Consider the following 24,362-nt stretch of genomic DNA (forward strand, 5'->3'; position numbering starts at 1 on the left):
ATGTGACAATTAAGCATATTTAAAGGCATTCATAAGAGTGCCTTTTTTACATTTAAAGATGACTTACCGAATGATTCCCCTTAAAAAGGAAAATCTTAATGCTGGAAAAATTTAACAAACCAAGTGATAATCAAATAGCTGGCTACAATCTCTAAAGGATCCCCACACTAAGTGCTAGCGATGTTTTGCACAATAATACAAAACATATTGGTGGAGAATCATAATCAATGGACTTAAATAAAATGATGAAGAACACATTAAAGATAGTTTTACTTACATCAATGCTTCCATTTGCAGCCAGTGCATCTCAGGAGCTAACCCCTTGGTATGTCGGCGCAGGTTTAGGCGTTAATAACTACGAACACGTAGCGACCCAAAATGGCTCAGATGATCCATTCGCATGGGATATCTTTGCTGGTTACATGTTTAATGATTACTTCGGTGCCGAAATCGGTTTCCGTGATTTAGGCAATGCAGATTGGACCGCTGCTGGTATCAGCAATGATGCAGACGTTAAAGGTACAACTCTGGGTTTAGTCGGCTTATGGCCTCTAGCTAACCGTTGGAGCTTATCAGCTGAAGCCGGTGCTATGTACTACACGCTTGAGAATAGCCAGCGCTTTGGTAGCACTTCAAGCACATACAGCACAGATGACTTTGCACCATACTTCGGCGCAGGCGTTGGCTATAACTTCACTGACAACTTGAAGTTACAAGCTAAATACCGTCGTTATGAAAACTTAAATGACGATTACAATATTGTTGAAGCTGATAGTAACTACTGGGGTCTAGAACTGAGCTACCGTTTTGGTAACACAGTTGCAGCAGCACCAGTTGCTGCAGCAGTCGTTGCAGCAGCACCAGTTGATTCTGACAACGATGGCGTTTACGACGACAAAGATCAGTGTCCAGCAACACCAGCAACTCACAAAGTTGACTCTGTTGGCTGTACTATCTATGAAAACGTGAAAAGTAAAGAAGATGTTGGTTCAATCCAGTTTGCTAACGATTCAGCTGTAGTTAAAAATGTTTACTACAAAGATATCGAAAGACTAGCAAATTACATGAACAAGAACCCAGAGTTCACAGTTGAAATTGCTGGTCATGCCTCAAACGTAGGTAAGCCAGACTACAACATGGAACTGTCTCATAAGCGTGCTAACGCCGTTGCTGACATTCTTGTTAATAAATATGGCATCAGCCAGAGCCGTGTAACAGCCAAAGGCTACGGTGTTACTCAGCCATTAGTTGCTGGTGACTCTAAAGAAGCTCACGCTGCTAACCGTCGTATCGAGGCAATCGTAACGACGACGACTAAGCAACCTGTTCTGAAGTAATATTAATTACTGAAATAAAAAAGTCGCTGCTTGCAGCGACTTTTTGTTTTTATGAGGTATACACTAAGGCAAGCGATAACTCTGTGTTAGTGCCAAGAAGATAACAAATCACTCGCATTAGGCCTAAATAGATTAAATCTTGTCATTTTTGTAATTTTTTTACATTCAAGGTTGGAAAAGTTGGCAAAATCGCTTCTAATAGTCATCAGTGAATTCCGAGTTTAAACTGCTACCTGAGAAGGATATTTTTCATGGCCAATACGTTAGAGCAACTCAAGTTATATACCACTATTGTCGCTGATACAGGCGATATCGAAGCCATCAAGCGCTACCAGCCTGAAGATGCAACAACTAATCCATCACTCATCTTGAAAGCGGCTCAAATTCCTGAATATGGATCCCTCATTGATAATGCGATTGATTGGGCCAAATCACAAAGTACCGTTCTGGCACAACAACTTGATGATGCTAGCGACAAGCTGGCAGTCAACATTGGCGTTGAGATCCTAAAACTGGTTCCGGGTCGTATCTCTACTGAAGTTGATGCTCGTTTATCATTTGATAAAGAGAAATCGATCGCTAAAGCCCATAAGCTGGTTCGCCTCTATAAAGAAGCGGGTATTGATAAATCGCGCATTCTGATCAAACTAGCTTCAACTTGGGAAGGCATTTGTGCCGCTAAAGAGCTAGAAAAAGAAGGTATTAACTGTAACTTAACCCTACTATTTAGCTTTGCCCAAGCACGTGCTTGCGCCGAAGCGGGTGCCTACCTAATTTCGCCTTTTGTTGGCCGTATTCTTGATTGGTACAAAAAAGATACTGGCAAAGATTATGATGCAGTGAATGACCCAGGAGTTATTTCAGTCACTGAGATTTACAACTACTACAAGCAGCACGGTTTTAGCACTGTTGTTATGGGTGCAAGTTTCCGTAATATCGGTGAGATTATTGAACTAGCGGGTTGCGATCGCCTCACAATTGGCCCTTCTTTATTAGAAGAACTGGCTAATTCACAAATAGACATTACCCCTAAACTGGTTGCGGCAACCAGCACTGTCGCTGCAGAAACGCCATTGACAGAAGCGCAATTCCGTTGGGACTTTAATCAAGATCCAATGGCAGTTGATAAGCTTGCAGAAGGGATTCGTAATTTTGCGATTGACCAAGGCAAGCTTGAAGTCATGCTCACGGCTAAGCTCGCGAACTAAGCATTCTGGAGACGGTTAAATGACACTCTTGACCCAAAGCTCAACATGGCAAGCTTTATCAGCACACAGTAAAAATGTGCCGCATATGCGGGAATTGTTTGCCACTGACGCGGCACGTTTCAATAAAATGTCGCTATCTGCCTGTGGTTTATTACTGGATTACTCTAAAAACAGAGCAACGACGGAAACGCTTGATCTGTTATTTGCGTTGGCAAGCAATCGTCAGCTTGAAGCAAAAATCAAAGCGATGTTTGCTGGTGAGATCATTAACACCACCGAGAAGCGCGCAGTTCTGCACACAGCACTGCGTAGCACTGCGGAACAGTCGATTATTGCCGAGGGTCAAGACATCGTTCCTGAAGTTCAACGAACTCTGAATAAAATGCAAGGGTTTGTGAGCTCAGTGACGTCGGGTCAATGGAAAGGTTACACAGGTAAAGCGATAACCGATATTGTCAGTATCGGTATTGGCGGCTCTTTCCTTGGTCCAAAGATCGTCTCTCAAGCACTGCGCCCGTATTGGAACCCAGAGTTGAAATGTCACTTTGTGGCAAACGTCGATGGTACTTCTATCAGTGAGAAGCTGAAGTTACTGGATCCTGAAACGACCTTGTTCATCATGTCATCCAAATCTTTCGGGACACAGGAAACCTTAACCAATACCCTCACCGCAAGAGACTGGTTCCTAGCGAAAGGCGGTTTGCAGTCTGATGTGGCAAAACACTTTGTCGCAGTGACGTCAAACGTGGCAAAAGCGACGGATTTTGGTATTGATGCAGACAATATTTTCCCTATGTGGGATTGGGTTGGCGGTCGTTACTCACTTTGGTCAGCGATTGGTTTACCGATTGCACTCTTGATTGGCATGGATAACTTCAGAGCCTTACTCTCAGGTGCGCACCAAATGGATGAGCATTTCGCCAATGCACCACTGACAGAAAACATGCCAGTGATCATGGGCTTATTATCCCTATGGTACGGTAATTTCTTCAATGCTCAGTCCCATGTAGTATTAACCTACGATCATTATCTGCGTGGTCTACCCGCTTACTTCCAGCAGCTCGATATGGAAAGTAACGGTAAGTCTGTTACCTTAAACGGGACGGATGTTGACTACAGTACAGGTCCGGTGATTTGGGGTGGCGAAGGTACTAATGGCCAACATGCCTACCACCAGCTGTTGCATCAAGGTACTGCCTTGATCCCTGCCGATTTTATTATGCCACTACAAAGTCATAATCCTATCGGTGAGCACCACGACCAATTAGCGTCAAACTGCTTTGGACAGACTCAAGCCTTAATGCAAGGCCGTACTTTTGATGAAGCCTTAGCCGAACTGGCTAATAGCACATTATCAGCGACTGAAAAGCAGCTGATAGCAAAACATAAAGTGATGCCAGGTAATAAGCCGAGCAACACCTTACTCATGGATAAGCTCACGCCGAGTACCTTAGGTGCTTTAATTGCCCTGTATGAACACAGAACCTTTGTTCAAGGTGCAATTTGGGACATTAACTCCTTTGACCAATGGGGTGTGGAACTCGGTAAAAATCTAGGTAACGATGTATTAGCACGTATTGGTGCTGAGCAAGATTCCGATGCTTTAGATGCCTCCAGTAACGCACTGATTAACCTTTATCGCCAAGGTAAAATTTAATCAAATAAAAAGCCAGCAATTGCTGGCTTTTTGAATTATAACCACATATTTATATTAAACTTTTCAATTTCATTCCGCATCCAACCTGCACTTAATATCCATATTAAATCATGTAAACTTCATTTTAACTTAACATAAATGAAACATAACTCTTGCACCCTGTTTTAAAAATATGTTATTAAATTGCTGACAAAACATACAACAGGAGGTTGCCATGGATCGTTTAGATTATGGTTGTGCGCTAGATGAAGTCGTTGAAAGACCCGATCGTTCGCGAGGCTCCAATAAAAAACGTAAATGGCGCGAGATTGAAGCGCTAAAAGATAAGTATCGTTTGCTCAAAGAACTCCAAGAAATCGATAATAACTTTAACTACGATATTGATGCTATCCAGTTGTAACCTCATGTAGATATGACTTTAATCATTATCTTCAAGCTAAATAAAAAAGCGCCTTAGGCGCTTTTTTATTTATGGTTGAAATTCAATAAAGCATAAGAGGGATGTGTTTTTCTGTACGCAAATAGATATTCGAATCATGACTTAGGCTAAAGCCACAAACACTGATTTTAAGAAGGTACTTTCCTAAACACTGCCATCGCTAGACTCAAATAAAACTCAGCTTTTTGCGAAATTGCTCCACAGCTATATTAATCGTATGGATTTTATGAGTAAAACAGCCCTAGTCAGACGTGGTTAAATAAGCCCGTAAACTCTCAAACTCTTTCTGCTCCCGCTCCAGAAATAGAGGATCATCGGTAAACACTTTCTGACACTCCAACTCGATAGCTTGCCAATCCTGCTCAGTTAACTTTTTTGAAAATAAAGGAAATATGTCACGCTCTTCCATTTGCATGTGCTGCTCTTGTAATGCGACATAGTCGGCGAAATCAATAATCAGTTTCTCACGAGCAACCACAATATCACTGAGAATAAGATTTAGCGTTGCCATTAACGCGGATGATGCTTGGCCAACTCGCTCATGTTCTGCACTTAACTTATCAACGGAGTCACTGGCTTTATGCGTTAAATAGTAAGCATAGATAATATCTTCGGTAGGATGATGGTAGCGCTCCGCATATCCTTGCATGTACTCAACGATATCACGCACTAAGGTGAAGTTAATTGACTCACCCTCTGACAGTTTCATCTGTTTGTTTTTTAAAACATTAAGCAAGACTGCTATATGTTTATGATCATTCATGAGTCTTTTAAGCATAATGCCTCCTAAATCGGGATCAGACGATTGATACTAGACAAGTCGTCAACGAATACCAATATAGCAGGCTAAATCAGCTTCATTTTATGACGTTGATCAAGTTAATCACCTGCCAAAAAGTAAACGCGCTATAAATATCAGCGCGCATTAACCCATAAAAAACCACTGAGAGACCTATCTCATCACTCTTTTATGACTAAAACTGCAAGGGTACACGCTTACTTGGCCAGCTGATGCAATTGCTGTTGTAGTTTTTTAAACTCAAGTCTTAGTGCTAGCTGTTGCTGGCTTAGCTGCGCTGGATTGACATCCTCAGCGACAAGCTGCGGATAATCCTTCACGAGCTGCTGCTCCATAACGATTGCTTGTGCAGTATCCTTAGCATCAATTAACGTCTGTAACCGCTGCAGAGACTCAGCTAGCGACGTTTTATGATTTTCTGATACCGATACTCTTGGTTCCATAGATCTTGCAACGATAGCAGGATTCATTACATTCTGTTGCGGTTCAATGACTGCTAATGCGGCTTTAGCTTGTTGCTTTTGAGTCTGCTTTTGATGCTCAACAATCGCTTCTGCTGGCCCATTAGAAGATGGTATCGCCTGCGCATCAGCCATCCTTGCCATAGTTTGCGGCGCCGGAGCACTCATCGCTATAGGACTTGGAGCAAACGAATCTTCCATAAGCGACCGATTAAGCATAAGTAAACCCACAACAAGTACTAACGATGCAGCGCTCGATAATGCCCAAGGATGGCGGCGCCAGGTAGAAGTTGGAGTCTCAATAGGCGTTATTTTTCCTTGATGCATTTCAGCTAAGTGTACTTGGGCGAGTTGTAAAATATCTTGATCAAGTTGTTCAGCTGGAACCTCTAAAGCTTGTTGGCGATACCAAATCAGTATCTCTTGTTGTAATGCAGCGTCATCGGTATTTGAAGTCGTATTACTCATGACCCGCCTCCTGCCATTTTGCGCTAACGCAATCTTTTAGGCTTTTATAAGCATAACGAATACGGCTTTTAGTTGCTTCTAAGGTAACCCCTGCTATGTCGCTAATAATCGCTGCCGTAAAACCCATTTCAATGTTCAGAATAAATGCTTCTTTTTGAACTTGCGGTAACAATGCGATACAAGTCTTCAGCAATAAACTCTTTTGCGCTGTTTGCCACTGCACATCGGGCTTATCTTGTTCACCCGCCACAAAAGTATCGAGTTCGACCTCATCTCCATCGCTGGCAATTAAATCGACGGGCTTAACCGCGCGCACATGATCAATCAATAAGTTATGTGCAATACGATATAACCAAGTTGTAAACTTGGCACTAACTTCATAATTAGCTGCGGCGCGGATCACCCGCCCCCAGGTTTCTTGATACAAATCTTCCGCTAATTGTTGGTCACCTAATTGACGTACAAAATAGCGATAAAGCGCACCTTTATGTTTCAGGTATAACTGTTCGAACGCTTGTGAATCGCCCTTGGCATAGCACAACATCAGTTGTTCATCTGAGTACTCATGGTTTGGTAATTGCGGTATGGCTAATGCCACGGGAAACTCCTCATCGTTTGCTGTGTTCTCTTTGACTATTGTAATCTCTCATGGCTTGTATTGCTCCTGTCACTCACAGACTCGCTATGGAGTTTATCTTCTGGAGGAAAAGGTTTACCTGAGCCATTGAATGCTTTTTTTATCGGTATGCGACCCGATTGCACCATAGCCGAGGCAGTTTGTATCAGCTGCAAAAACTCATGCCGATAACCATAGGGGTCATTCCCCAATGCCGAACGTGCCAATAGGCTTAACTGAGTATAATCAAATTGATGTAGATAGTGACTGCCATTCAGTAATTGCCCAAAACCTGCAACCGCAGCGGCAAATCTAAAATCATCACTCGCTTGATCTAAATGCTTAACACCTTGATCTAGCCTTATGGGATAACTCAGCAACTGGCTTTGTGTTTGATCTGGCAATTTATATCTCAGTTTAAGAAAAGCGATTTCTTCGCGGCTATATTTTTCTTGCCCCGTTTGAGCATCAACGCCATATCTAAGTTTATCATTCATCCTATTCCCTGCTTCAACGTACCTTAATTCATACAAGGCTGTAACGGTATGACCCGCGCCAATCTCGCCCGCATCCACCTTATCATTATTAAAATCTTCCCGTGCTAAGGCGCGATTCTCGTAACCAATCAAACGGTATTCAGACACTAAGGCTGGATTAAACTCCACCTGCACTTTCACATCTTTGGCGATAGTGAACAAGCTTGAACTTAACTCGTCCACCAGCACTTTTCGCGCTTCATTCAGCGTATCAATATAGGCATAGTTGCCATTGCCCTTGTCCGCCAATTGCTCCATCAGTTGATCGTTGTAATTGCCCAAACCAAACCCTAAAGTCGTTAGGCCAATACCATGATCTTTTTCCTTTTCAATCAAGGCAATCAAATCATCAAAATCTGTCACGCCAACATTAAAATCGCCATCGGTCGCGAGGATGACTCGATTTATGCCATTGGGGATAAAATGCTTTTTGGCCAATTGATAGGCTTGCGTGATCCCTTGACCACCGTTGGTTGAACCACCGGCACTCAATTGCTCTAGCGCATAGGTCAAGGTGTGAGTGTCGTTCCCCGACGCGCCATCGAGCACTACACCAGCGGCCCCAGCATAAACCACAATAGAGACTTTATCCTGCGCGCTTAACTGCGCTGTTAGCAGCTTTAACGCCGTTTGCAGTAAAGGCAATTTATCCACTGACGCCATAGAACCTGACACATCGAGTAAAAAGACTAAGTTACTCGCGCCTAATTGAGATTTAGGTAAGTCATAACCTTTAAGGCCAATCCGCAGCAGCATCATGTCATCGTTATAGGGTGAGGGCGCAAGCTCAGTTGTAACGCTAAACGGCGCCGAGTTTTTAGCGGGTAAGGGATAATCGTAGGTAAAATAATTGAGCATTTCCTCAACTCTGACAGTGCCTTTCTCGGGTAATAGCCCTTCCCTCAACATCCGTCTTAAGGTGGCATAACTGCCAGTATCGACATCGATGGAAAACGTCGATACCGGGATCTCCCCTGCCACCATGATGCCATTTTGCACTTGCTGCTCGAATTTATTTTGCGCTAACGGAATCGCGGCATAGTCACGCGGCATTGGCGCTATACTCATTCCCATCACAGCCCCATTGCTAGACATTTGCATCGGCGCCGCCACTCTCGCCATTTCAACCTTAGCGGCATCACGCATTTCAGCTTGGCGCTGCGACGCTACTTGATGACGTTGCTCGGCTTGTCGATGTTCAACTTCGGCGCCTTTACCACCACAGGCCGTTAAACTCACTGCGACCAGTAATAGAGCAGCCATATTGGTCGCCGATGGGATACCGTTTCCCCGTTGCAGGTAGAGAGTTGGATCGGAAACTGAAACGGTTTTTGGGGAATATTTTGTTTTCATGTTGAATGCCTTTGATGTTGACCTAAAGCTGTAAACGGCCCGCATTAGCAAAAGGGTTAAAATATCTCGATATTTTGCAAAACATACTTAAATGAGAATTAAACCGCCTCAAGCACACTATTTATACAAAACAAAGTATTTTCAATCGCTTTTGCTGGCAAGATCACACTGCACATTCAATCTGGCCACTAAAATAGAAGCTTGTTGCTAGCCTCGCTATGGGACCCTCTTGTGTCACACTCAGCTCATTTATTTTCCCTAAGGATCGCCCACGCACTCACAGAAGCTTGCGTGAAGGATAAGTATTCGTTTAAACGTTTTGGGCAAGACCTTCTTGCCGGTCTCACTGTGGGTATTATTGCAATTCCATTAGCGATGGCATTAGCCATTGCCAGTGGTGTTGCGCCTCAATACGGCTTGTATACCGCTATTGTCGGTGGCTTTATTATCGCCATGTCTGGCGGCTCACGTTACAGCGTGTCCGGCCCGACAGCGGCATTCGTGGTATTGCTCTACCCCATAGCCCAACAGTTTGGTTTAGCAGGATTATTAATCGCGACTGTGATGTCGGGAATGATACTCGTCGGCATGGCGACGCTGCGCCTTGGTCGGTTGATTCTGTATATTCCCGAATCCGTCACCTTAGGTTTTACCGCAGGGATTGGCGTAGTGATTGCCACCTTGCAGCTAAAGGACTTTTTCGGGCTCGAAATTGCCCATATGCCGGAGCAATATCTGGCCAAGCTAATGGCATTAGCCCAAGCGCTACCTTCGGTCCATTTGCCTAGCTTACTGGTTGCAAGCGCCACCCTAGCGACTATGCTACTTTGGCCTAAACTCAAAACACCTGTGCCAGCGCACCTTCCTGCAATCATACTCGGCACTATCCTCGCCTTGGTGCTCAATGCCATGGGCGCTGATATAGAAACCATAGGAACCCGTTTTCACTATCAACTGAGTGATGGCACCACAGGCATGGGGATCCCAGCGGTATTGCCGAGTTTCGAGTGGCCTTGGCTGCAAGCTGGCGCCAATGGTCAAGCTTTTCAATTTAATCTCGCGACCTTTCAAGCCTTGTTACCTGCCGCCTTTGCCATTGCCATGTTAGGGGCGATTGAATCGCTACTGTGTGCTGTGGTGCTCGATGGCATGACAGGCAAACGCCACAGTGCCAACAGTGAGTTACTCGGCCAAGGCATAGGTAATATCATCACGCCGTTTTTTGGCGGGATTCCGGCGACAGCGGCAATCGCCCGTAGCGCGGCGAACGTCAAAGCAGGCGCACAGAGTCCGATTGCGGCCATGATCCACGCCATAGTGGTATTGTTTGGTTTAGTCGCCTTAGCGGGCGTACTCGCCTACTTGCCGATGTCGGCCATGGCGGCACTGCTACTCGTCGTCGCTTGGAACATGAGTGAGGCCCACAAAGCGCTGCATTTAGTTAAAACCGCGCCCACCAGCGATATCATGGTCTTTGTTAGCTGTTTTTCATTAACGGTTATTTTCGACATGGTCATTGCCATCAGTGTGGGGATCATTCTCGCTGCCTTGCTGTTTATGAAGGAAATTGCCGAGATGACAAGGCTTTACGATATCAGCACCAACAAGCGTTATGTAGATCAAGAGTTACCCGCCGATTGGGCTGTTCTCAAAATTAACGGGCCACTCTTCTTCGCCGCTGCCGATCGCATTTTCTCCGAAATCGCCAGTCTCACCGAAGATAAACAAGTGATAGTGCTGTATCTCGATGGGGTCTCGATTCTGGATGCGGGTGGCTTAGCCGCGCTAACAAAACTGATTGAAAAATGCAAAGCGAATAAAACTAAGCTGATTATTGCCGATCTACAGTTCCAGCCCATTCGAACGCTAGCAAGAGCCAAGATCCAGCCGATTGAGGGCGTGTTGAAGTTTTACTCGACCCTACGAGAGGCCATGGCCGAAGCGCCAGTTATCACTCAGCAAACAGAAATCACTGCGGATAAGCAGACACAGTAAACCAGCAGCGCAATCTCAGCGGCTTAATGCTGCTGACTTATCTCAAAGGCCAATCTCAGGATTGGTCTTTTTTATGGCTCAATTACCTCACCTATTCATCGCCGCGACAGACGTTTTTTCACACGCAAAAACGGGCAGAAATGACGAGGATCATGGTATTATTCAGCGCCATGATGCTTGCTACCGGTGACGGCTAGACAAGCATCAACTGTACCTAGACCTGAAACAAGGTCAAAATATAATTAAAATTAGTGAGTTAAGGAGTTATCATGCAAGCCCTTGTTGCTGTTGTTATGGGTTCTAAAAGTGATTGGCCCACGATGGAAGCCGCCGCTGAGATAATGGATAAACTGCAAGTGCCTTATCATGTTGAAGTGGTTTCCGCCCATAGAACGCCAGATAAACTCATGGAGTTTGCAGCCTCTGCCGCCGATCGAGGTTTTAAAATCATCATTGGTGGCGCCGGTGGTGCTGCGCACTTACCCGGTATGATTGCCTCTAAAACTCGCTTACCCGTATTAGGTGTCCCAGTCCAAAGTAAAGCTCTGTCAGGTATGGATAGCTTATTGTCTATCGTTCAAATGCCAAAAGGCATCGCCGTCGGCACCTTAGCCATAGGTACAGCGGGCGCATTCAATGCGGGATTATTGGCCTGCCAAATCCTTGCGAATAACGATGCTGAATTAGCGGCTCGTGTTGACGCTTTCAGAGAAGAACAGACCCGTGCGGTACTGGACAATCCAGATCCGAGGGAAGTTTAATGACCCAGACAAACACTAAACCTAAGGTTTGGGTATTAGGTAATGGTCAGCTGGGCGCTATGTTGACCCACGCTGGCGAGCCATTGGCGATTGAAGTTAACGCCGTTGATATCATGACGCCTACGGATGACATCCTGCCACTCGCGCCGCACGACATTATTACCGCCGAGCGCGAACAGTGGCCAGAGTCCGCCCTTAGCTTACAACTCAGCTCACACCCCCATTTTGTTAATGGTCCGGTATTTAGCCGTTTAGCCGACCGTTTTAGCCAAAAAAGTCTACTCGACCAGCTCAGTGTTCCCACAGCGCCTTGGACCTTAGTTGACGATAACACCCAAGTCGATACCCTGTATCAGCACTATGGTCCTAGAGTATTAATGAAACGCCGCACCGGTGGTTATGACGGTAAAGGTCAACATTGGCTTAAACAAGCCGAAGCGGGGGATATTCCAAACGATTGGCGTAACCTTGCGATTGCTGAACAAGCGATTAATTTTGATGAAGAAGTGTCATTGGTTGGCGTACGTACCCGTGAAGGCGAATGCGTGTTTTATCCGCTGACGCTGAACTTACATCAAGATGGCATTTTAATGGCGTCGATTTCGCCACTGGCACGCTTAAGCCCTTTGCAAGCCCAAGCCGAAGCCATGCTCAGCGCCATTATGCATGAGCTTGAATACGTTGGCGTGATGGCGATGGAATGCTTCCGTGTTGGCGATGAGTTATTGGTGAATGAGCTGGCGCCACGAGTGCACAACTCTGGCCATTGGACTCAAGCCGGCACGCATATGGATCAATTCCAGCTACATTTACGAGCACTTTGCGGGATTACGATCCCACAGCCACAAGTGAATTTTCAGTGTGTTATGGTCAATCTTATCGGTATTGAACATGACCCACGCTGGTTAAGTTTGCCTAATGCTGAGCTATATTGGTATAACAAAGAAGTGCGCCCTGGTCGTAAAGTGGGACACTTAAACCTCTCGGTACCTAATATGACAGTGTTCGAAAACAGTATTACCGCCTTACAGGCATGGATGCCTGAGCAATATCAGGCTCCGTTCGCGTGGATATTGGCCGAACTCATACAAAAATAGCGTTAATTTGGTATTTAATTGGCAAATCACTGATATGAAATTATTCAATATTTCATATCAGTTTATATTTTAATTTCCGTTATATACTTAACCAACGGAGCATAAATAAGTTAATGATGTATCGTATTAAATGAAGGCTAGCAATAACCCAAATAAAGGAATATTCGAGTGAGATTAAGGGATAATTTCAAACGTAAAACAATAGACCGCTTAGATTATCGTTATCATCTGCTACTGCTTATTGTGCCGATATGTCTATTCATACTGCTATTTATCTTTAATGCGCCAACAGAAAACTGGACCATTCTGCCCTTACTATTTGTTTGTATCATTTATATCTTTGCCTATAGCCTCGCTTACTACTTACATCAAGGACGTCTGACTCGACTTTGGCAACACTTAGAGCAAGTCGTCACCATGAACGATGCTATTTACGAACTGGCACACCTCGCTAGTCATTATAAGAATGAACATGACTTTCTTGATGCCTTACTCAATAAAGCCGTATATGTGATTAATGGTGCCGAAATGGGCAGCATCATTAAGATCAATGAAACCAATAACAAGCTGTATTTTGAAGCGGGTGTTGGACTCGATTTAGCAAAGCTCAGACAACTGGACTTTACCTTAGAGCAAACCTTTGAATATCGACTCACAAAAGGCAGATGCGATCAGGTAGTGGTGATAAACAATATCGAAAATATCAATGCTGACAGTGGGTTATCTAAAGAGCAACAACAAGTTTTACTTACTGTGTCTAAGCAGCCGATACGTTCAACCCTGTCTAGCCCTATCCGTATTGATGGCCAGCTTTATGGCATGCTTAACCTCGACAGTAGCAGCGTCGGTGCCTTTAGTGATTATGACCGTAATTTAGTATCGATTCTGACCCACGAAGCCAGTAATGCCATTGCGCTTTACCAAAAATCACAACAGATCACTAAACTCGCTAATTTTGATTCGCTAACTGGACTTTATAACCGAAAGAATTTTGAAGATGAGCTGCAGCATTGGCAGCAGAAACCCCACCTTGGCAACTTTCTGGTCATTATCGATATGGATAATTTAAAAGCCATCAACGATGTCTATGGACACCAAACGGGTGATATCGCCATAATTCGGACAGCTAATGCCATACTGAGCTATTGGCAAAATAAAGCGATTATTTCCCGTTTTGGAGGTGATGAGTTTGTTGTTTTATGCCATGGTCCACAAACTCAAATTGAACAAGATTTAGATAATATGCGTAAAACCTTAAACCAAAACTCCGAGCTTAACCTCAGTTTTAGTTACGGAATTGCAGCTTTTGAAGGCGATTGGTCTCAATCTTTTAAAACTGCGGATAATGCAATGTATGAACAAAAACGTGCAAAGAAAAAAGCCATAAAAGCATTAGAAGCCTTCGCAATTAAACCTAAACCATCCAATTGAGTTCAATATTTAAATCCAGTGTTAGCAGTAAACCTTAATGTTTAACCTGTTAACACTGGCCTAAAATACTCAATATTAAGCAAAGAATAAACGCCAGAGCCAAGATGAATCTAATTCTTTTTGACAGGTTTTATATTGGGCGGCATAGCGTTTAGATCTCTCATCCACTTTGCTCGCCACCTTCACTAACCAAGCTTTTGATTTATAACTGCCGCGGCGATAACCGCCCCAACCTTCGTGATAATTAAGATACTGAGCCCTTGCATCCCATTTAGAGATACCATTGATTTTATGGGTTTTACTGATAAACCAGCCCATAAAATCAATGGCATCATCAAAATTACTGCGGCTCGACCAACTGTTCCCCGTCTCACGTACATAATCATCCCATGTCATGGTTTTTGCCTGCGCATAGCCATAGGCATCACTGGCACGGCCAATCGGGATAAAACCTAAAAAGTATTGCATGGGAGGTGCAGCATTATGCTTAAATGAACTTTCTTGATACATCATCGCTAATGGCACATGCACTGGTACACCCCATTTGTCGCGGGCATCTTTAGCGGCTTCGTACCAACCACGGTGTTCTTGAAATATCTCACACAAATTTTCGGGAGATTTTGGAGGAGATGTCGCGCAACCAGATAAAATACCCAGCGTCGCAAATAGCAAAATAGCGGAAAGCCTATTCATTAATACCATGTTCTTTATAGAGTTAGCTGGCAACATGATGTCATAGACTCAGCTTGAGGCAAGCATAAAAAACATTTTTTAGCGCTTAGATCACCTAAACGCTATCGCGAAACTATCGTAGTAACAAGATAATCTGCAGTGATAACAAGTTGAATTAATAGTCCTAAACAGAATGGAGTGACATACATACAACGGATATGATGTTGCTATTTCGTTTCAGGGCTCAGTTCAAATTGACACTCGTGCTGCTCTTGCTGCCATACGCCCGGCTCCCAATAAGCGGTATCTTTGCCCATACAACGCTTATCAGTGTGAAATAACGCTCCTAAGTGATAACGCTGATGGCTCTGGACGTTAAGCTTCAGCACTTTGGGGACCCGTGCAGCAAGCGTAACGGATAAGTTAGGATCGTCAATCAATTCAGCCACTGTAAACTCATATTCACCGGGTGCTAATTGATAATTAGGTTTCGACACTACCGCTTGGCCGTTTAAATGCGTTACCACCACCCGATACCAGTGCGTACTGGCATCGGGTTGCAAATAGCCTGACACCGTACCACAGCCTAAAGGGTCTTCAGGTGAAGAAGCGCAACCCGATAAGAAAGCGCCTCCCCCCATCACCGCCGCAGTAATGCTCAAACGCACGTAAGAGCGTAAATTCACTTTCACGACGTCACACCAAAATACGCTTTAAGATAATCATCAAAGGCAACCGTACTTTGAGCGGCTTCTAACTCGGCTTGTTTTTTTAGCGAGCTAGCCGCTTCAGCTTGGTATTGTGCAATGGTTTCACTGGATAATGGATAATCAACAAAGTATTGATAATATTGCTGCGCCAATGTCATAACCCACTGACCATGATCTTGACCTTGGTGGATCACGTTTTGAAGCACTTGTCCCGATAGCGTTAAATCAGGATTTTCAATCGCTTTACGCCAATGGGCTAAAGCCGCTTGATAATCTGTTTTTTCACCATCGAGTAACACCGCCAAGGTCTGTAATGAATCGAACAATTGCTCCAACCAGATTTTCAGTGGCAGAGTTCCTTCAGCAGTCAATAACTCAAGCCCTGGTTTACGGCCTTCAAGTACAACAGCTTTAAGATTCGCTCCGAGCCTTGCCTCTTCAGTTGCATCAGACTTAGGTGATTCTGTTAACAAACAATACAACAGGAATAAATCAAGAAAACGCACTTGCGTCATCTCTATTCCGATAGGGCTAAATGGATTGACATCCAAAGCTCTAACTTCAATGTATTCCACCCCAGCACGTGCTAAGGCTTCAGATGGCTTCTCACCACTACGCGTTACGCGCTTAGCGCGAATTGGTGAGTAAAACTCGTTTTCAATCTGCAATACGTTGGCATTAAGTTGGCGATATTCGCCATCAACTTTAACGCCGATATTAGCAAAGGTTACCGATGGCATTTTGATCGCCGCATTTATGCCAGCCAAATACTCAGGCAAAGAGTTATAGCTAATATTGAGATCTTCTTGCTCTTTATTGGTGTAGCCTAAATCACTCATACGTAATGACGTGGCATAAGGCAGATATAGTGTGCCCTTGCCGGTCTTTTCAAACTTAAGGTCGGTTTTCTGATTTTTGATAAAAGAGCTGCATAACGCCGGTGAAGCACCGAAAAAATACGGTAGCACCCAGACTAAACGTCGGTAGTTACGGATCAAACCAAAATAAGATTCTGAAATAAAATCATCGTAACTTAACTGCTTATCACTAAGATCATACAAACGTTGCCATAATTCTTGCGATACCGAAAAATTAAAATGCACCCCAGAGATAATCTGCATCAGGGCGCCATAACGGTAGGTTAAGCCTTTACGATATAACGTTTTCATCATGCCGGTATTTGACGAGCCGTAACGAGCTACTGGGATCTGCTGCTCATCTTTCACATAGCAAGGCATGCTCACGGGCCACAAACGCTGACCATTTAAGTGGCGTACGCTAAAGGCATGGGTTTCAGTTAACCCGCTTAAAAGTTGTTCAACATCGTGATGAACAGGAGTAATAAATTCGAGCAAGGCTTCACTGTAATCAGTGGTAATACGCGAATGCATTAACGCCGAGCCTAACACTTCTGGGTGCGGATTTAGAGCTAAATAACCCGATTCCTCAATACGTAATGCCTCACGCTCTATGCCACGTAACATACCTAAGAGTGCTGTGCGCCCGTTGGTGTCTGAGAACTGTTGTACTAATTCATTGAATGACTTCAATTTGCGCTTCTCTAATTGGTGATTCGCTATCGCGACAAGGTTAACAGTCAGACCTTTATTTTGAGGCTTATCTTACAGGATACGCCTCAAAATAAATCTAAACCTGTCCGTGTGGCAAGCCAAATTCACGCTTTGCGTGATTAAAAATAGACGGTGGCAGCTAATGCTACCACTGTTTTTCGATATAAATATCAGTAGAATAGTTGGCAAGTCGCCACTAACAACACACTCGCCTAAACTATATATAAGGGCAAAATAGCCATTTACAATACTAAGGTCTCAATTGGATAACCCATTGAAGCTAAATCCGCTTCAATTTTTGCTTTATCCCCCACCACCAGAATCACCATGTCATTGATGTTAAGCTCGGAAGCCGCCAGAGCATTGAGTTCATATTTTGTGACCGTATTAATGATCTTATCCTGTTGAGTGGTAAAATCCTGACTCAATTGGTAGCGTTGGATCATCCGTATAAAACCCGCTTTTTGATACGGCGTTTCATAATCGAGTGCTTGCCCTTGAGAAATCGAATTACGCATAAAGGTAAGTTCAGTATCTGTCATACCTTGTTGCTGATAAGTACTGATTTCCTTCACAAACTCAGCCAATGCTTTAGCTGTTACGTCACTACGAACGCTGCTTGTTCCTACAAAGTATCCCACTTCAGCTCCGCCCGTAAAACGGGTACGGGCGCCATAGGTATAACCTTTGTTTTCACGTAAATTAAGGTTGATACGGCTATTAAATGCGCCACCTAACGGGTAGTTCATCAGGTAAGATTTAAAGTAATTTCCAGTAGCATCATAGGGCAATGCGCGCTTAGCAATATTGATTACTGATTGCGCAGCGCCCGGTTTATCAATTAAATAAATAGTGCCACCTTTTAATGCCGGAAAAGGGTTAAGTGGCGGAACAACGGCAGGGTTTCCTTGCCACTGACTGAGTCCGTTCAACTTGGGCAGTAATACTGCTTCGGGTAAATTGGCTACTGTCACTATTTTAGCGTTGGCGCCTTGATATTGCAGGTTATAAAATGCTTTAACATCGGCTAACGTGAGCGCAGCAACCGAATCAAGGGTTCCGGTATCGCTTATGCCTAACGTATTGTCTTTGCCGTATAGCAAGGAAGATAGCGCGGCGTCAGCAAGATAACTCGGTTCCGACTGCATGCTTTGGATCTGCTGTAACTGTTGCTGTTTTACTCGCGCAAAGTCCGCGTCGGTAAGTGCTGGCTGAAACAATTTTTCTTCCATTATCGCCAACGTCTCGTCTAAATGCGCCGTCAGAGTCGATATTTTAATTGCGCTTTGATATTCAGATGCGCTGAAGTCGACCGTGCTGCCCAGCATTTCTAGGGCTTGTGATAGTGCTTCACTACTGCGTTTTTGGCTCGATTCATTAAGCATTTCTGCGGTCAATAATGCTAAGCCCGCTTTTTCTACGGGGACGAGTCGATGGCCACCATTAAGATACACAATTAGCTCAACCGTTGGCGTTTCAGTACTTTGAGTACCCATCACTTCGATGCCATTTTTTAAATTTTTAGTCCAAATTTTAGGAACTTTGAGCACAGGTGCTAAGGCAGATGCGGGCATTTTAGTCCGGTCAAAACTTGAAACCAATTTAGGCGTTGGTAAATCCCCCTCAACCGCCGTTTGTGCAATCGGTAAAATGGCCGGTGTAAAGTTATCGGCATGGGCGATGAGTGACGTCATTCCCTGCGGCACCACACTCATGACTACCATAGGTTTATCTTTGATGTACTGTTTGAACACGCGCATCACATCGTCTTTAGTGACCTTGGCATAACGGCTCAAATCTGCGGCAATCATATTGGGATTGCCCGACAAAATTTGGTTTGACGCTAAGGTCGAGACTTTACCAGAAACACTTTGCAGGCTAAAAATGGTATCGGCCTCAAACTGTACTTTTACTTTTTGCAGATCAGCATCAGTGACACCGCGTTGCTCAAACTCATTAATAGAGGCAAGAATACGCTGCTCAAGATCTGCCAACTTGCCTCCATTTTCAGGATTAGCGAGTGCATAAATCGACATCTGACATGCAAGCTCTTGGCAAGGATGGCTGACATTGGCCTGCACTGCATAACCATCCTTAACCAAGTTTTTGTATAACAACGAGGTCTTGCCGCCACCTAAAATATTCGCGAGTAGATCGAGTGCGGCTTCATCGGAGTGTCTAGCGTATACGGTAGGAAAACCAATACGAATCAAGGGTAAATGTACTTGATCTTCCATGGAGATATAGCGCGTCTTGTCTAAATTAACCAGCGCTTTTTGCTCTAAAGAGACTTCAGGGCCACGGGGGATTTCACCAAAATATTTGTTTACCCAGGCTAAGGTCTGCATTTCATCAAAATCACCACCGATAGTGAGAGTGGCATTATTAGGACCATACCAACGCTGGAAAAAGTGTTTTACATCGTCAACGGTGGCACGCTCAAGATCATCTGGCCAACCGATAACAGGCCAAGAATATGGATGTCCAACCGGGTACAAGGCTTGACTAAAACGTTCACTCATTCGGCCGTAGGGCTGGTTATCAATACGTTGCGCACGCTCGTTTTTGACCGTCTCGCGCTGCACTTCAAATTTTTCACTCGTCAATGAGGGTAATAAAAAGCCCATACGATCCGACTCTAACCACAATATTTTTTCTAATTGATTACTGGGTACTGTCTCAAAATAATTGGTTCTGTCGGTATTTGTCGAGCCGTTTAAAGTGCCACCAGCCTCAGTCACCACTTCAAAATGTTGCTCATCAGCAACGTGCTGTGAGCCTTGAAACATCATGTGTTCAAATAAATGTGCAAAACCTGAACGGCCCGCTAATTCTCGCGCAGAACCCACATGATAGGTCACATCAACATGTACTAATGGATCTGAATCATCTTGATGCAAAATAACCGTTAAACCGTTAGCTAATTGATACTTCTTGTAGGGGATACCTACTTGCGAATCAGCCAATTGTACCGCTTCAATAAGTGTGATGCCCGCAGGCAAATTGGCGGTAGTCGTTTCAGATGCGCAACCCGAGAGCGCGGCAGAAATTGCCAACGCTAGTATCCATTTTTTCAAAACATTCCCCTCTTACATCAATAGATAAAAATGCCGCCCACTACCCACTGGTTAGCGCGCTGCATGAAGTCATTCCATAGCTAAAATAGAGTGCCTAAACCTAACAAAATGCGGCTGATTCTAAAGTGCAGCTTAGTGATTAAGCTTTTAAATTAATACTGAAAAAATAAGCACTAAGTTCCTATCCATAAAGAAAATTATGCTCAAATAGCAAAAATGATCTTAACTAAAATCGAGTAGACCACCATAGCGTTATCACGCAAGCCATTGCAATACGGCTGCGGCAATAATCAAGTAACGAATTGTTTTACCGATTAACATCATCAATATCGATGGAATAAGCGGTAACTTCAACCAACCCGCTAATAAACATAGTACATCGCCAATAACAGGCGCCCATGAAAGTAACAGTGTCCATACGCCGTAACGTTCAATTAAGGCAAGACCCTTAGCGTGTTTACCCGAGCTTAACTCAGCAGGTGTTTTAGCAAGACGACCTAAATGGCCTATATAGAAACTTGTCATCGCGCCTAAAGTGTTACCTATGCTCGCCGTTACGACCAGCGCAATCCATGCTTCGGGAGTATTGCTTAATAGCGCGACGAGTAATACTTCAGATCCTCCCGGTAACAAAGTGGCTGCTAAAAAAGCGCCAGAAAACATAACACCCAACTCAACCATAATTTTACTCACTGATAAATAAGTCTTTTTAAATAAATTTTAATTATTTTTTAAAATAGATTAATCCAATTTAAAATTAATATTTTTACAACAAACTCACTTATGACAATAAGTTATAAGAAAATCGGTTTGTTACAATCCTAGTTCAGTAGATACAATGGGCTAACTATGGCAGACAATGACAATACACATGATAAAGAGCATGTTAAAAACAGGCTCAACTCGTTGAATACGAATCCTATCATTACAGGTCTATTGGCTCACACTTAATTTATTTTTCTGGAATATGCATGATCCTTCAAACCATTAGCCGCATTCCGTTTTGGCAAAAAGTCTTAGCAGGTTTTATCTTAGGTGCACTCGTTGGCGTTATTTTAGGTGAAACAGCAATTGTACTAAAACCATTGGGCGATCTGTTCATTGGCGCCATTAAAATGTTGGTCGCACCTTTAGTATTCTGCGCGATTGTCGTCAGTATTACCTCACTAGGCTCGCAAACTAGCTTAAAACGCCTAAGCCTTAAAACCTTAGGTATGTTCATGCTAACCGGCACAATTGCATCTCTGATTGGCTTAGCTGTAGGCTCAATGATCGACATGGGTGGCACGATGCAACTCACGGCAACAGAGGTACGTGAACGCAATATACCTGGCTTTGCACAAGTTTTATTGGACATGATCCCAGTGAATCCTTTCGCATCACTGGCTGAAGGTAAGGTACTGCAAATTATTGTATTCGCTGCTTTAGTCGGTATCGCAATTAATAAAGTTGGCGAGAAAGCTGAACCGTTAAAACGTACTATCGAAGCGGGTGCAGAAGTCATGTTCCAATTAACCCGCATGGTATTAAAACTGACCCCTATTGGCGTGTTTGGCCTAATGGCATGGGTAGTCGGTGAATACGGTTTATCGACTTTACTGCCTTTAGGCAAGTTCATTGGCGCAATATACATTGCAGCCTTTATCCATATCATCTTCGTTTACGGTGGTTTAGTAAAATTTGTTGGTGGTTTAAGCCCTGTGCAATTTTTCCGCAAAGCTATACCGGCTCAGTTAGTCGCCTTTAGTACCTCTTCAAGTTTCGGAACTTTACCTGCTAGCACTCGCGCAGTCGAAACCATGGGCGTCTCAAAACGTTATAGCGCCTTTGTGATGCCATTAGGTGCCACGATGAACATGGACGGTTGTGGAGGCATTTACCCTGCGATTGCCGCTATCTTCATAGCGCAAATTTATAATATTCCGCTCGATACGCTCGACTATATAATGATTGCCGTTACTGCAACCGTGGCTTCTGTGGGTACAGCTGGTGTACCTGGAAGTGCGATGGTGATGTTAACAGTAACTTTGGGCGTGATTGGTCTGCCACTTGAAGGTATTGCCTTTATCGCCGCAATTGACCGTATTATCGATATGATCCGCACGGCAACTAATGTGACGGGTGATATGATGACTGCAGTTGTGATCGGTAAGTCTGAGAATGAACTGGATGAAGCGCAGTTTTATTCAAATGATACACAAGACGTAACACCTGTGAATTCGTAATCATAGCGGTCGGCAGATCACCAACATAACGACAGACCGCTTCGGCGGTCTTTTATTAACCAGTAATAAAAAATCTATTAATAAATGCACTAATACCGAATAAAATCTCTTTGTCAGTAAGCCAAAAATAAAAGCCTTATTCATCCATACCGCTACTGGCTACCCATCTCAGATTACGGCCGCTCTCTACTAGCTAAAATAAGTTACTCAAATAAGATCAAACTGTTAGACTCTAAATTATTACAACTCATCCATTAGCAGCATAAAAATGACTAGACTATTCCTTATCCCGCTGATCTTGTGTCTATTTTGGGCATTTTTTTTAAAAGCGAATAAACTCACGCTAAAGCAAGGCAAACAAGGTTTTATTTACATTATCGGCATCAGTGGCGGGCTAATTTTAATCCTCACGGCACTATTGTTACTAACTGCTTAGCCCCCGTAACAGTATTTTCTCGCTTGTAGACGCCTTCCCGTTGTTCCAATCTGACCTTATTTTCAAGCGGTTTTAGCAGTCGACTTTAGCTTTCTAAGGCAATCTTAAGAATTCACACTTTTACTCTAATGAACGCCAACAACGCAGTAGTTAACGACATTTCTGAATTAGCTCAACAGGAAAAACGTACATAAAAATACATTATCCTACTTTGTTTCATTTCAATGAGGATCATTCTCGTACCGCCGCTTAAAGTTAGTAGCACCAGTGTCTATTATTCAGTCACAACCTATTTAGCAAAGATAATCATAATTTAAACTGAACTCGGGATAAAAAATGTTGAACTAATAGCCCTCCTAGTGATCGGAACTTTCAACCAAGAGAAACCCCATCACACCGGAGGGCCTATGCATAAATTAGTGGAAGTGTTTTGCGATGCCGATGATTTTTAAGCTGTTTTTATTCAAGAATGGGAAAAACGCTGTTAATCGATGGTACACGCAAGCGTCATCGCGCTGGCCGTATGACGATGAGCGAAGTGATGACCATCATCTTACTTTTTCAGATATCCCACCACCGTGATTTCAAGAACTTCTACATCAGCTATCTGGCTCATTTCTACAAATCCGCTTTTCCCAATTTACTCAGCTATACCCGCTTTCTTGAGGTGATGCCCACTGCTTTAGTGCCGCTTTGCAGCTACTTTGCCAGCCTCAAGAGTGACCCCACTGGCATCGAATTTGTAGATTCAACCAGCATCAAAGTGTGTCATAACCTACGTATTCATCGCCATAAAACCTTGGCGGGGCTGGCGTGCAAAGGTAAAGGCACTATGGGGTGGTTCTATGGCTTTAAGCTGCATTTGATTGTGAATCATCAAGGCGGAATAGTGGCGGCCAAAGTGACCCCAGCGAATGTACATGACACAAAACCAGTGAACGAGATGGTGCACAGTGGCATGAATAGACTCTATGCAGATAAAGGGGATATCAGTAAAGCGCTGTCCAGTGAATTGCTTGAGAAAGGCGTGAAGTTGGTGACGAACGTGCGTAAGAATATGAAAGCAAAAGCGAAGTCGTTGTGGGATAGAGCGATGCTGTCGAGACGTTTCATCATAGAAACCATCAACGACCAGTTAAAAAATATCTCTCAAATAGAGCACTTTAGACACCGCAGCGTGCATGGTTTTATGTTGAATATGATTGCAGGACTCATCGCCTATCAATTAAAAGACAATAAGCTACAACTGAACCTCAATAACGCGGAGTTTAATGCTATTGCAGTTATGGCTTGTTAAACCGATCTTAGGTTAATTTAGTATAATTTTTAGATAAACAAATGAAATACCACAACAAAACTGTGATCAATGAGCGGCGCACGGCCTAGGAGACTGTAACTAATTTTGTGTAACTGCTTATCAAAAAGTACTCTATAGAGAGTCAAGGATAGGCAGATTACTCATGAACAACAAAGATATTGAAGCTTTTGCTAAAGAAGCAGCTAAAAGCATTAA

Annotated in this window: 18 protein-coding genes and 1 pseudogene; 10 read left to right on the forward strand and 9 right to left on the reverse strand. The window is 43.7% G+C overall.

What is annotated here, in order from left to right; all coding sequences use genetic code 11:
- Nucleotides 1-227 precede the first annotated feature (227 nt).
- The 4 genes from ACRN9H_RS09415 to ACRN9H_RS09430 all read left to right on the forward strand — a co-directional run bounded on the left by ACRN9H_RS09415 (nucleotide 228) and on the right by ACRN9H_RS09430 (nucleotide 4,602).
- The gene (locus ACRN9H_RS09415; protein WP_432313442.1) at nucleotides 228-1,337 is read left to right on the forward strand and encodes an OmpA family protein; all 1,110 of its coding nucleotides are present in this window, start codon (nucleotides 228-230) and stop codon (nucleotides 1,335-1,337) included.
- Nucleotides 1,338-1,588: 251 nt separating this feature from the next.
- Complete coding sequence (tal, locus tag ACRN9H_RS09420) at nucleotides 1,589-2,545, forward strand: transaldolase (protein WP_432313443.1); 957 nt, start codon at nucleotides 1,589-1,591, stop codon at nucleotides 2,543-2,545.
- A gap of 19 nt (nucleotides 2,546-2,564) precedes the next feature.
- Nucleotides 2,565-4,202: a glucose-6-phosphate isomerase gene (gene pgi, locus ACRN9H_RS09425; protein WP_432313444.1), complete on the forward strand. Its 1,638-nt coding sequence runs from the start codon at nucleotides 2,565-2,567 to the stop codon at nucleotides 4,200-4,202.
- Nucleotides 4,203-4,416: 214 nt separating this feature from the next.
- Nucleotides 4,417-4,602, forward strand: coding sequence for a DUF3545 family protein (locus tag ACRN9H_RS09430; RefSeq protein ID WP_220774716.1), 186 nt, complete (start codon nucleotides 4,417-4,419; stop codon nucleotides 4,600-4,602).
- A 280-nt stretch (nucleotides 4,603-4,882) separates the two neighbouring features.
- Here the strand turns inward: ACRN9H_RS09430 and ACRN9H_RS09435 are convergent, their stop codons facing one another.
- From ACRN9H_RS09435 to ACRN9H_RS09450, 4 genes are all read right to left on the reverse strand, one after another.
- Nucleotides 4,883-5,419 carry a hemerythrin domain-containing protein gene (locus ACRN9H_RS09435; protein ID WP_432313445.1) on the reverse strand — a complete coding sequence of 179 codons (537 nt, stop codon included), beginning with the start codon at nucleotides 5,417-5,419 and terminating at the stop codon, nucleotides 4,883-4,885.
- Nucleotides 5,420-5,637: 218 nt separating this feature from the next.
- On the reverse strand, nucleotides 5,638-6,369 hold the full coding sequence (locus tag ACRN9H_RS09440; RefSeq protein ID WP_432313446.1) for a hypothetical protein: 732 nt from the start codon (nucleotides 6,367-6,369) through the stop codon (nucleotides 5,638-5,640).
- Nucleotides 6,362-6,967, reverse strand: a complete 606-nt coding sequence (locus ACRN9H_RS09445; RefSeq protein ID WP_432313447.1) for a sigma-70 family RNA polymerase sigma factor — start codon at nucleotides 6,965-6,967, stop codon at nucleotides 6,362-6,364. Before ACRN9H_RS09445 ends, ACRN9H_RS09440 begins: the two co-directional genes overlap by 8 nt.
- Nucleotides 6,968-7,002: 35 nt before the next feature.
- On the reverse strand, nucleotides 7,003-8,874 hold the full coding sequence (locus tag ACRN9H_RS09450; protein ID WP_432313448.1) for a vWA domain-containing protein: 1,872 nt from the start codon (nucleotides 8,872-8,874) through the stop codon (nucleotides 7,003-7,005).
- Nucleotides 8,875-9,105: 231 nt separating this feature from the next.
- Here ACRN9H_RS09450 and dauA point away from each other — a divergent pair, with 231 nt between their 5' ends.
- The 4 genes from dauA to ACRN9H_RS09470 all read left to right on the forward strand — a co-directional run bounded on the left by dauA (nucleotide 9,106) and on the right by ACRN9H_RS09470 (nucleotide 14,158).
- Nucleotides 9,106-10,869, forward strand: coding sequence for a C4-dicarboxylic acid transporter DauA (gene dauA / locus ACRN9H_RS09455; RefSeq protein ID WP_011846067.1), 1,764 nt, complete (start codon nucleotides 9,106-9,108; stop codon nucleotides 10,867-10,869).
- A 269-nt stretch (nucleotides 10,870-11,138) separates the two neighbouring features.
- On the forward strand, nucleotides 11,139-11,630 hold the full coding sequence (gene purE / locus ACRN9H_RS09460; RefSeq protein ID WP_006084961.1) for a 5-(carboxyamino)imidazole ribonucleotide mutase: 492 nt from the start codon (nucleotides 11,139-11,141) through the stop codon (nucleotides 11,628-11,630).
- Entirely contained in the window at nucleotides 11,630-12,727 is a 1,098-nt protein-coding gene (purK, locus tag ACRN9H_RS09465) for a 5-(carboxyamino)imidazole ribonucleotide synthase (RefSeq protein ID WP_432313449.1), read from the forward strand. The genes purE and purK overlap by 1 nt, the downstream gene beginning before the upstream one ends.
- Nucleotides 12,728-12,895: 168 nt before the next feature.
- Nucleotides 12,896-14,158: a sensor domain-containing diguanylate cyclase gene (locus ACRN9H_RS09470; protein ID WP_432313450.1), complete on the forward strand. Its 1,263-nt coding sequence runs from the start codon at nucleotides 12,896-12,898 to the stop codon at nucleotides 14,156-14,158.
- Between the two features lie 75 nt (nucleotides 14,159-14,233).
- Here the strand turns inward: ACRN9H_RS09470 and ACRN9H_RS09475 are convergent, their stop codons facing one another.
- The 5 genes from ACRN9H_RS09475 to ACRN9H_RS09495 form a co-directional block, all read right to left on the reverse strand.
- On the reverse strand, nucleotides 14,234-14,851 hold the full coding sequence (locus tag ACRN9H_RS09475) for a hypothetical protein (protein WP_432313451.1): 618 nt from the start codon (nucleotides 14,849-14,851) through the stop codon (nucleotides 14,234-14,236).
- Nucleotides 14,852-15,057: 206 nt separating this feature from the next.
- Complete coding sequence (locus ACRN9H_RS09480) at nucleotides 15,058-15,471, reverse strand: hypothetical protein (protein WP_432313458.1); 414 nt, start codon at nucleotides 15,469-15,471, stop codon at nucleotides 15,058-15,060.
- A 47-nt stretch (nucleotides 15,472-15,518) separates the two neighbouring features.
- Nucleotides 15,519-17,141, reverse strand: coding sequence for a glutamate--cysteine ligase (gene gshA, locus ACRN9H_RS09485; protein ID WP_432313459.1), 1,623 nt, complete (start codon nucleotides 17,139-17,141; stop codon nucleotides 15,519-15,521).
- A gap of 212 nt (nucleotides 17,142-17,353) precedes the next feature.
- Nucleotides 17,354-20,188, reverse strand: a complete 2,835-nt coding sequence (locus tag ACRN9H_RS09490; RefSeq protein WP_432313452.1) for a M16 family metallopeptidase — start codon at nucleotides 20,186-20,188, stop codon at nucleotides 17,354-17,356.
- 255 nt (nucleotides 20,189-20,443) lie between these two features.
- Nucleotides 20,444-20,869: a YqaA family protein gene (locus ACRN9H_RS09495; protein ID WP_432313453.1), complete on the reverse strand. Its 426-nt coding sequence runs from the start codon at nucleotides 20,867-20,869 to the stop codon at nucleotides 20,444-20,446.
- A gap of 290 nt (nucleotides 20,870-21,159) precedes the next feature.
- Here ACRN9H_RS09495 and ACRN9H_RS09500 point away from each other — a divergent pair, with 290 nt between their 5' ends.
- Nucleotides 21,160-22,413 (forward strand): dicarboxylate/amino acid:cation symporter, encoded by a 1,254-nt coding sequence (locus tag ACRN9H_RS09500; protein ID WP_432313454.1) that lies wholly within the window; start codon nucleotides 21,160-21,162, stop codon nucleotides 22,411-22,413.
- 897 nt (nucleotides 22,414-23,310) lie between these two features.
- A pseudogene (locus ACRN9H_RS09505) lies at nucleotides 23,311-24,146 on the forward strand (IS982 family transposase).
- The last annotated feature ends 216 nt before the right edge of the window (nucleotides 24,147-24,362 follow it).

The sequence above is a fragment of the Shewanella sp. MF08487 genome (assembly GCF_050848685.1).
In the GTDB taxonomy this organism is placed as follows: Bacteria; Pseudomonadota; Gammaproteobacteria; order Enterobacterales; family Shewanellaceae; genus Shewanella; species Shewanella glacialipiscicola.

What these genes read in the sequence shown, in the direction of transcription:
- ACRN9H_RS09415 (WP_432313442.1), top strand. Translation starts at nt 228, where the DNA reads ATGGACTTAAATAAAATGATGAAGAACACATTAAAGATAGTTTTACTT.
- ACRN9H_RS09435 (WP_432313445.1), bottom strand. Translation starts at nt 5,419, where the DNA reads ATGCTTAAAAGACTCATGAATGATCATAAACATATAGCAGTCTTGCTT.
- pgi (WP_432313444.1), top strand. Translation starts at nt 2,565, where the DNA reads ATGACACTCTTGACCCAAAGCTCAACATGGCAAGCTTTATCAGCACAC.
- ACRN9H_RS09475 (WP_432313451.1), bottom strand. Translation starts at nt 14,851, where the DNA reads ATGAATAGGCTTTCCGCTATTTTGCTATTTGCGACGCTGGGTATTTTA.
- ACRN9H_RS09495 (WP_432313453.1), bottom strand. Translation starts at nt 20,869, where the DNA reads ATGGTTGAGTTGGGTGTTATGTTTTCTGGCGCTTTTTTAGCAGCCACT.
- ACRN9H_RS09440 (WP_432313446.1), bottom strand. Translation starts at nt 6,369, where the DNA reads ATGAGTAATACGACTTCAAATACCGATGACGCTGCATTACAACAAGAG.
- ACRN9H_RS09500 (WP_432313454.1), top strand. Translation starts at nt 21,160, where the DNA reads ATGATCCTTCAAACCATTAGCCGCATTCCGTTTTGGCAAAAAGTCTTA.
- ACRN9H_RS09480 (WP_432313458.1), bottom strand. Translation starts at nt 15,471, where the DNA reads ATGGGGGGAGGCGCTTTCTTATCGGGTTGCGCTTCTTCACCTGAAGAC.
- ACRN9H_RS09450 (WP_432313448.1), bottom strand. Translation starts at nt 8,874, where the DNA reads ATGAAAACAAAATATTCCCCAAAAACCGTTTCAGTTTCCGATCCAACT.
- tal (WP_432313443.1), top strand. Translation starts at nt 1,589, where the DNA reads ATGGCCAATACGTTAGAGCAACTCAAGTTATATACCACTATTGTCGCT.
- purK (WP_432313449.1), top strand. Translation starts at nt 11,630, where the DNA reads ATGACCCAGACAAACACTAAACCTAAGGTTTGGGTATTAGGTAATGGT.
- purE (WP_006084961.1), top strand. Translation starts at nt 11,139, where the DNA reads ATGCAAGCCCTTGTTGCTGTTGTTATGGGTTCTAAAAGTGATTGGCCC.
- ACRN9H_RS09430 (WP_220774716.1), top strand. Translation starts at nt 4,417, where the DNA reads ATGGATCGTTTAGATTATGGTTGTGCGCTAGATGAAGTCGTTGAAAGA.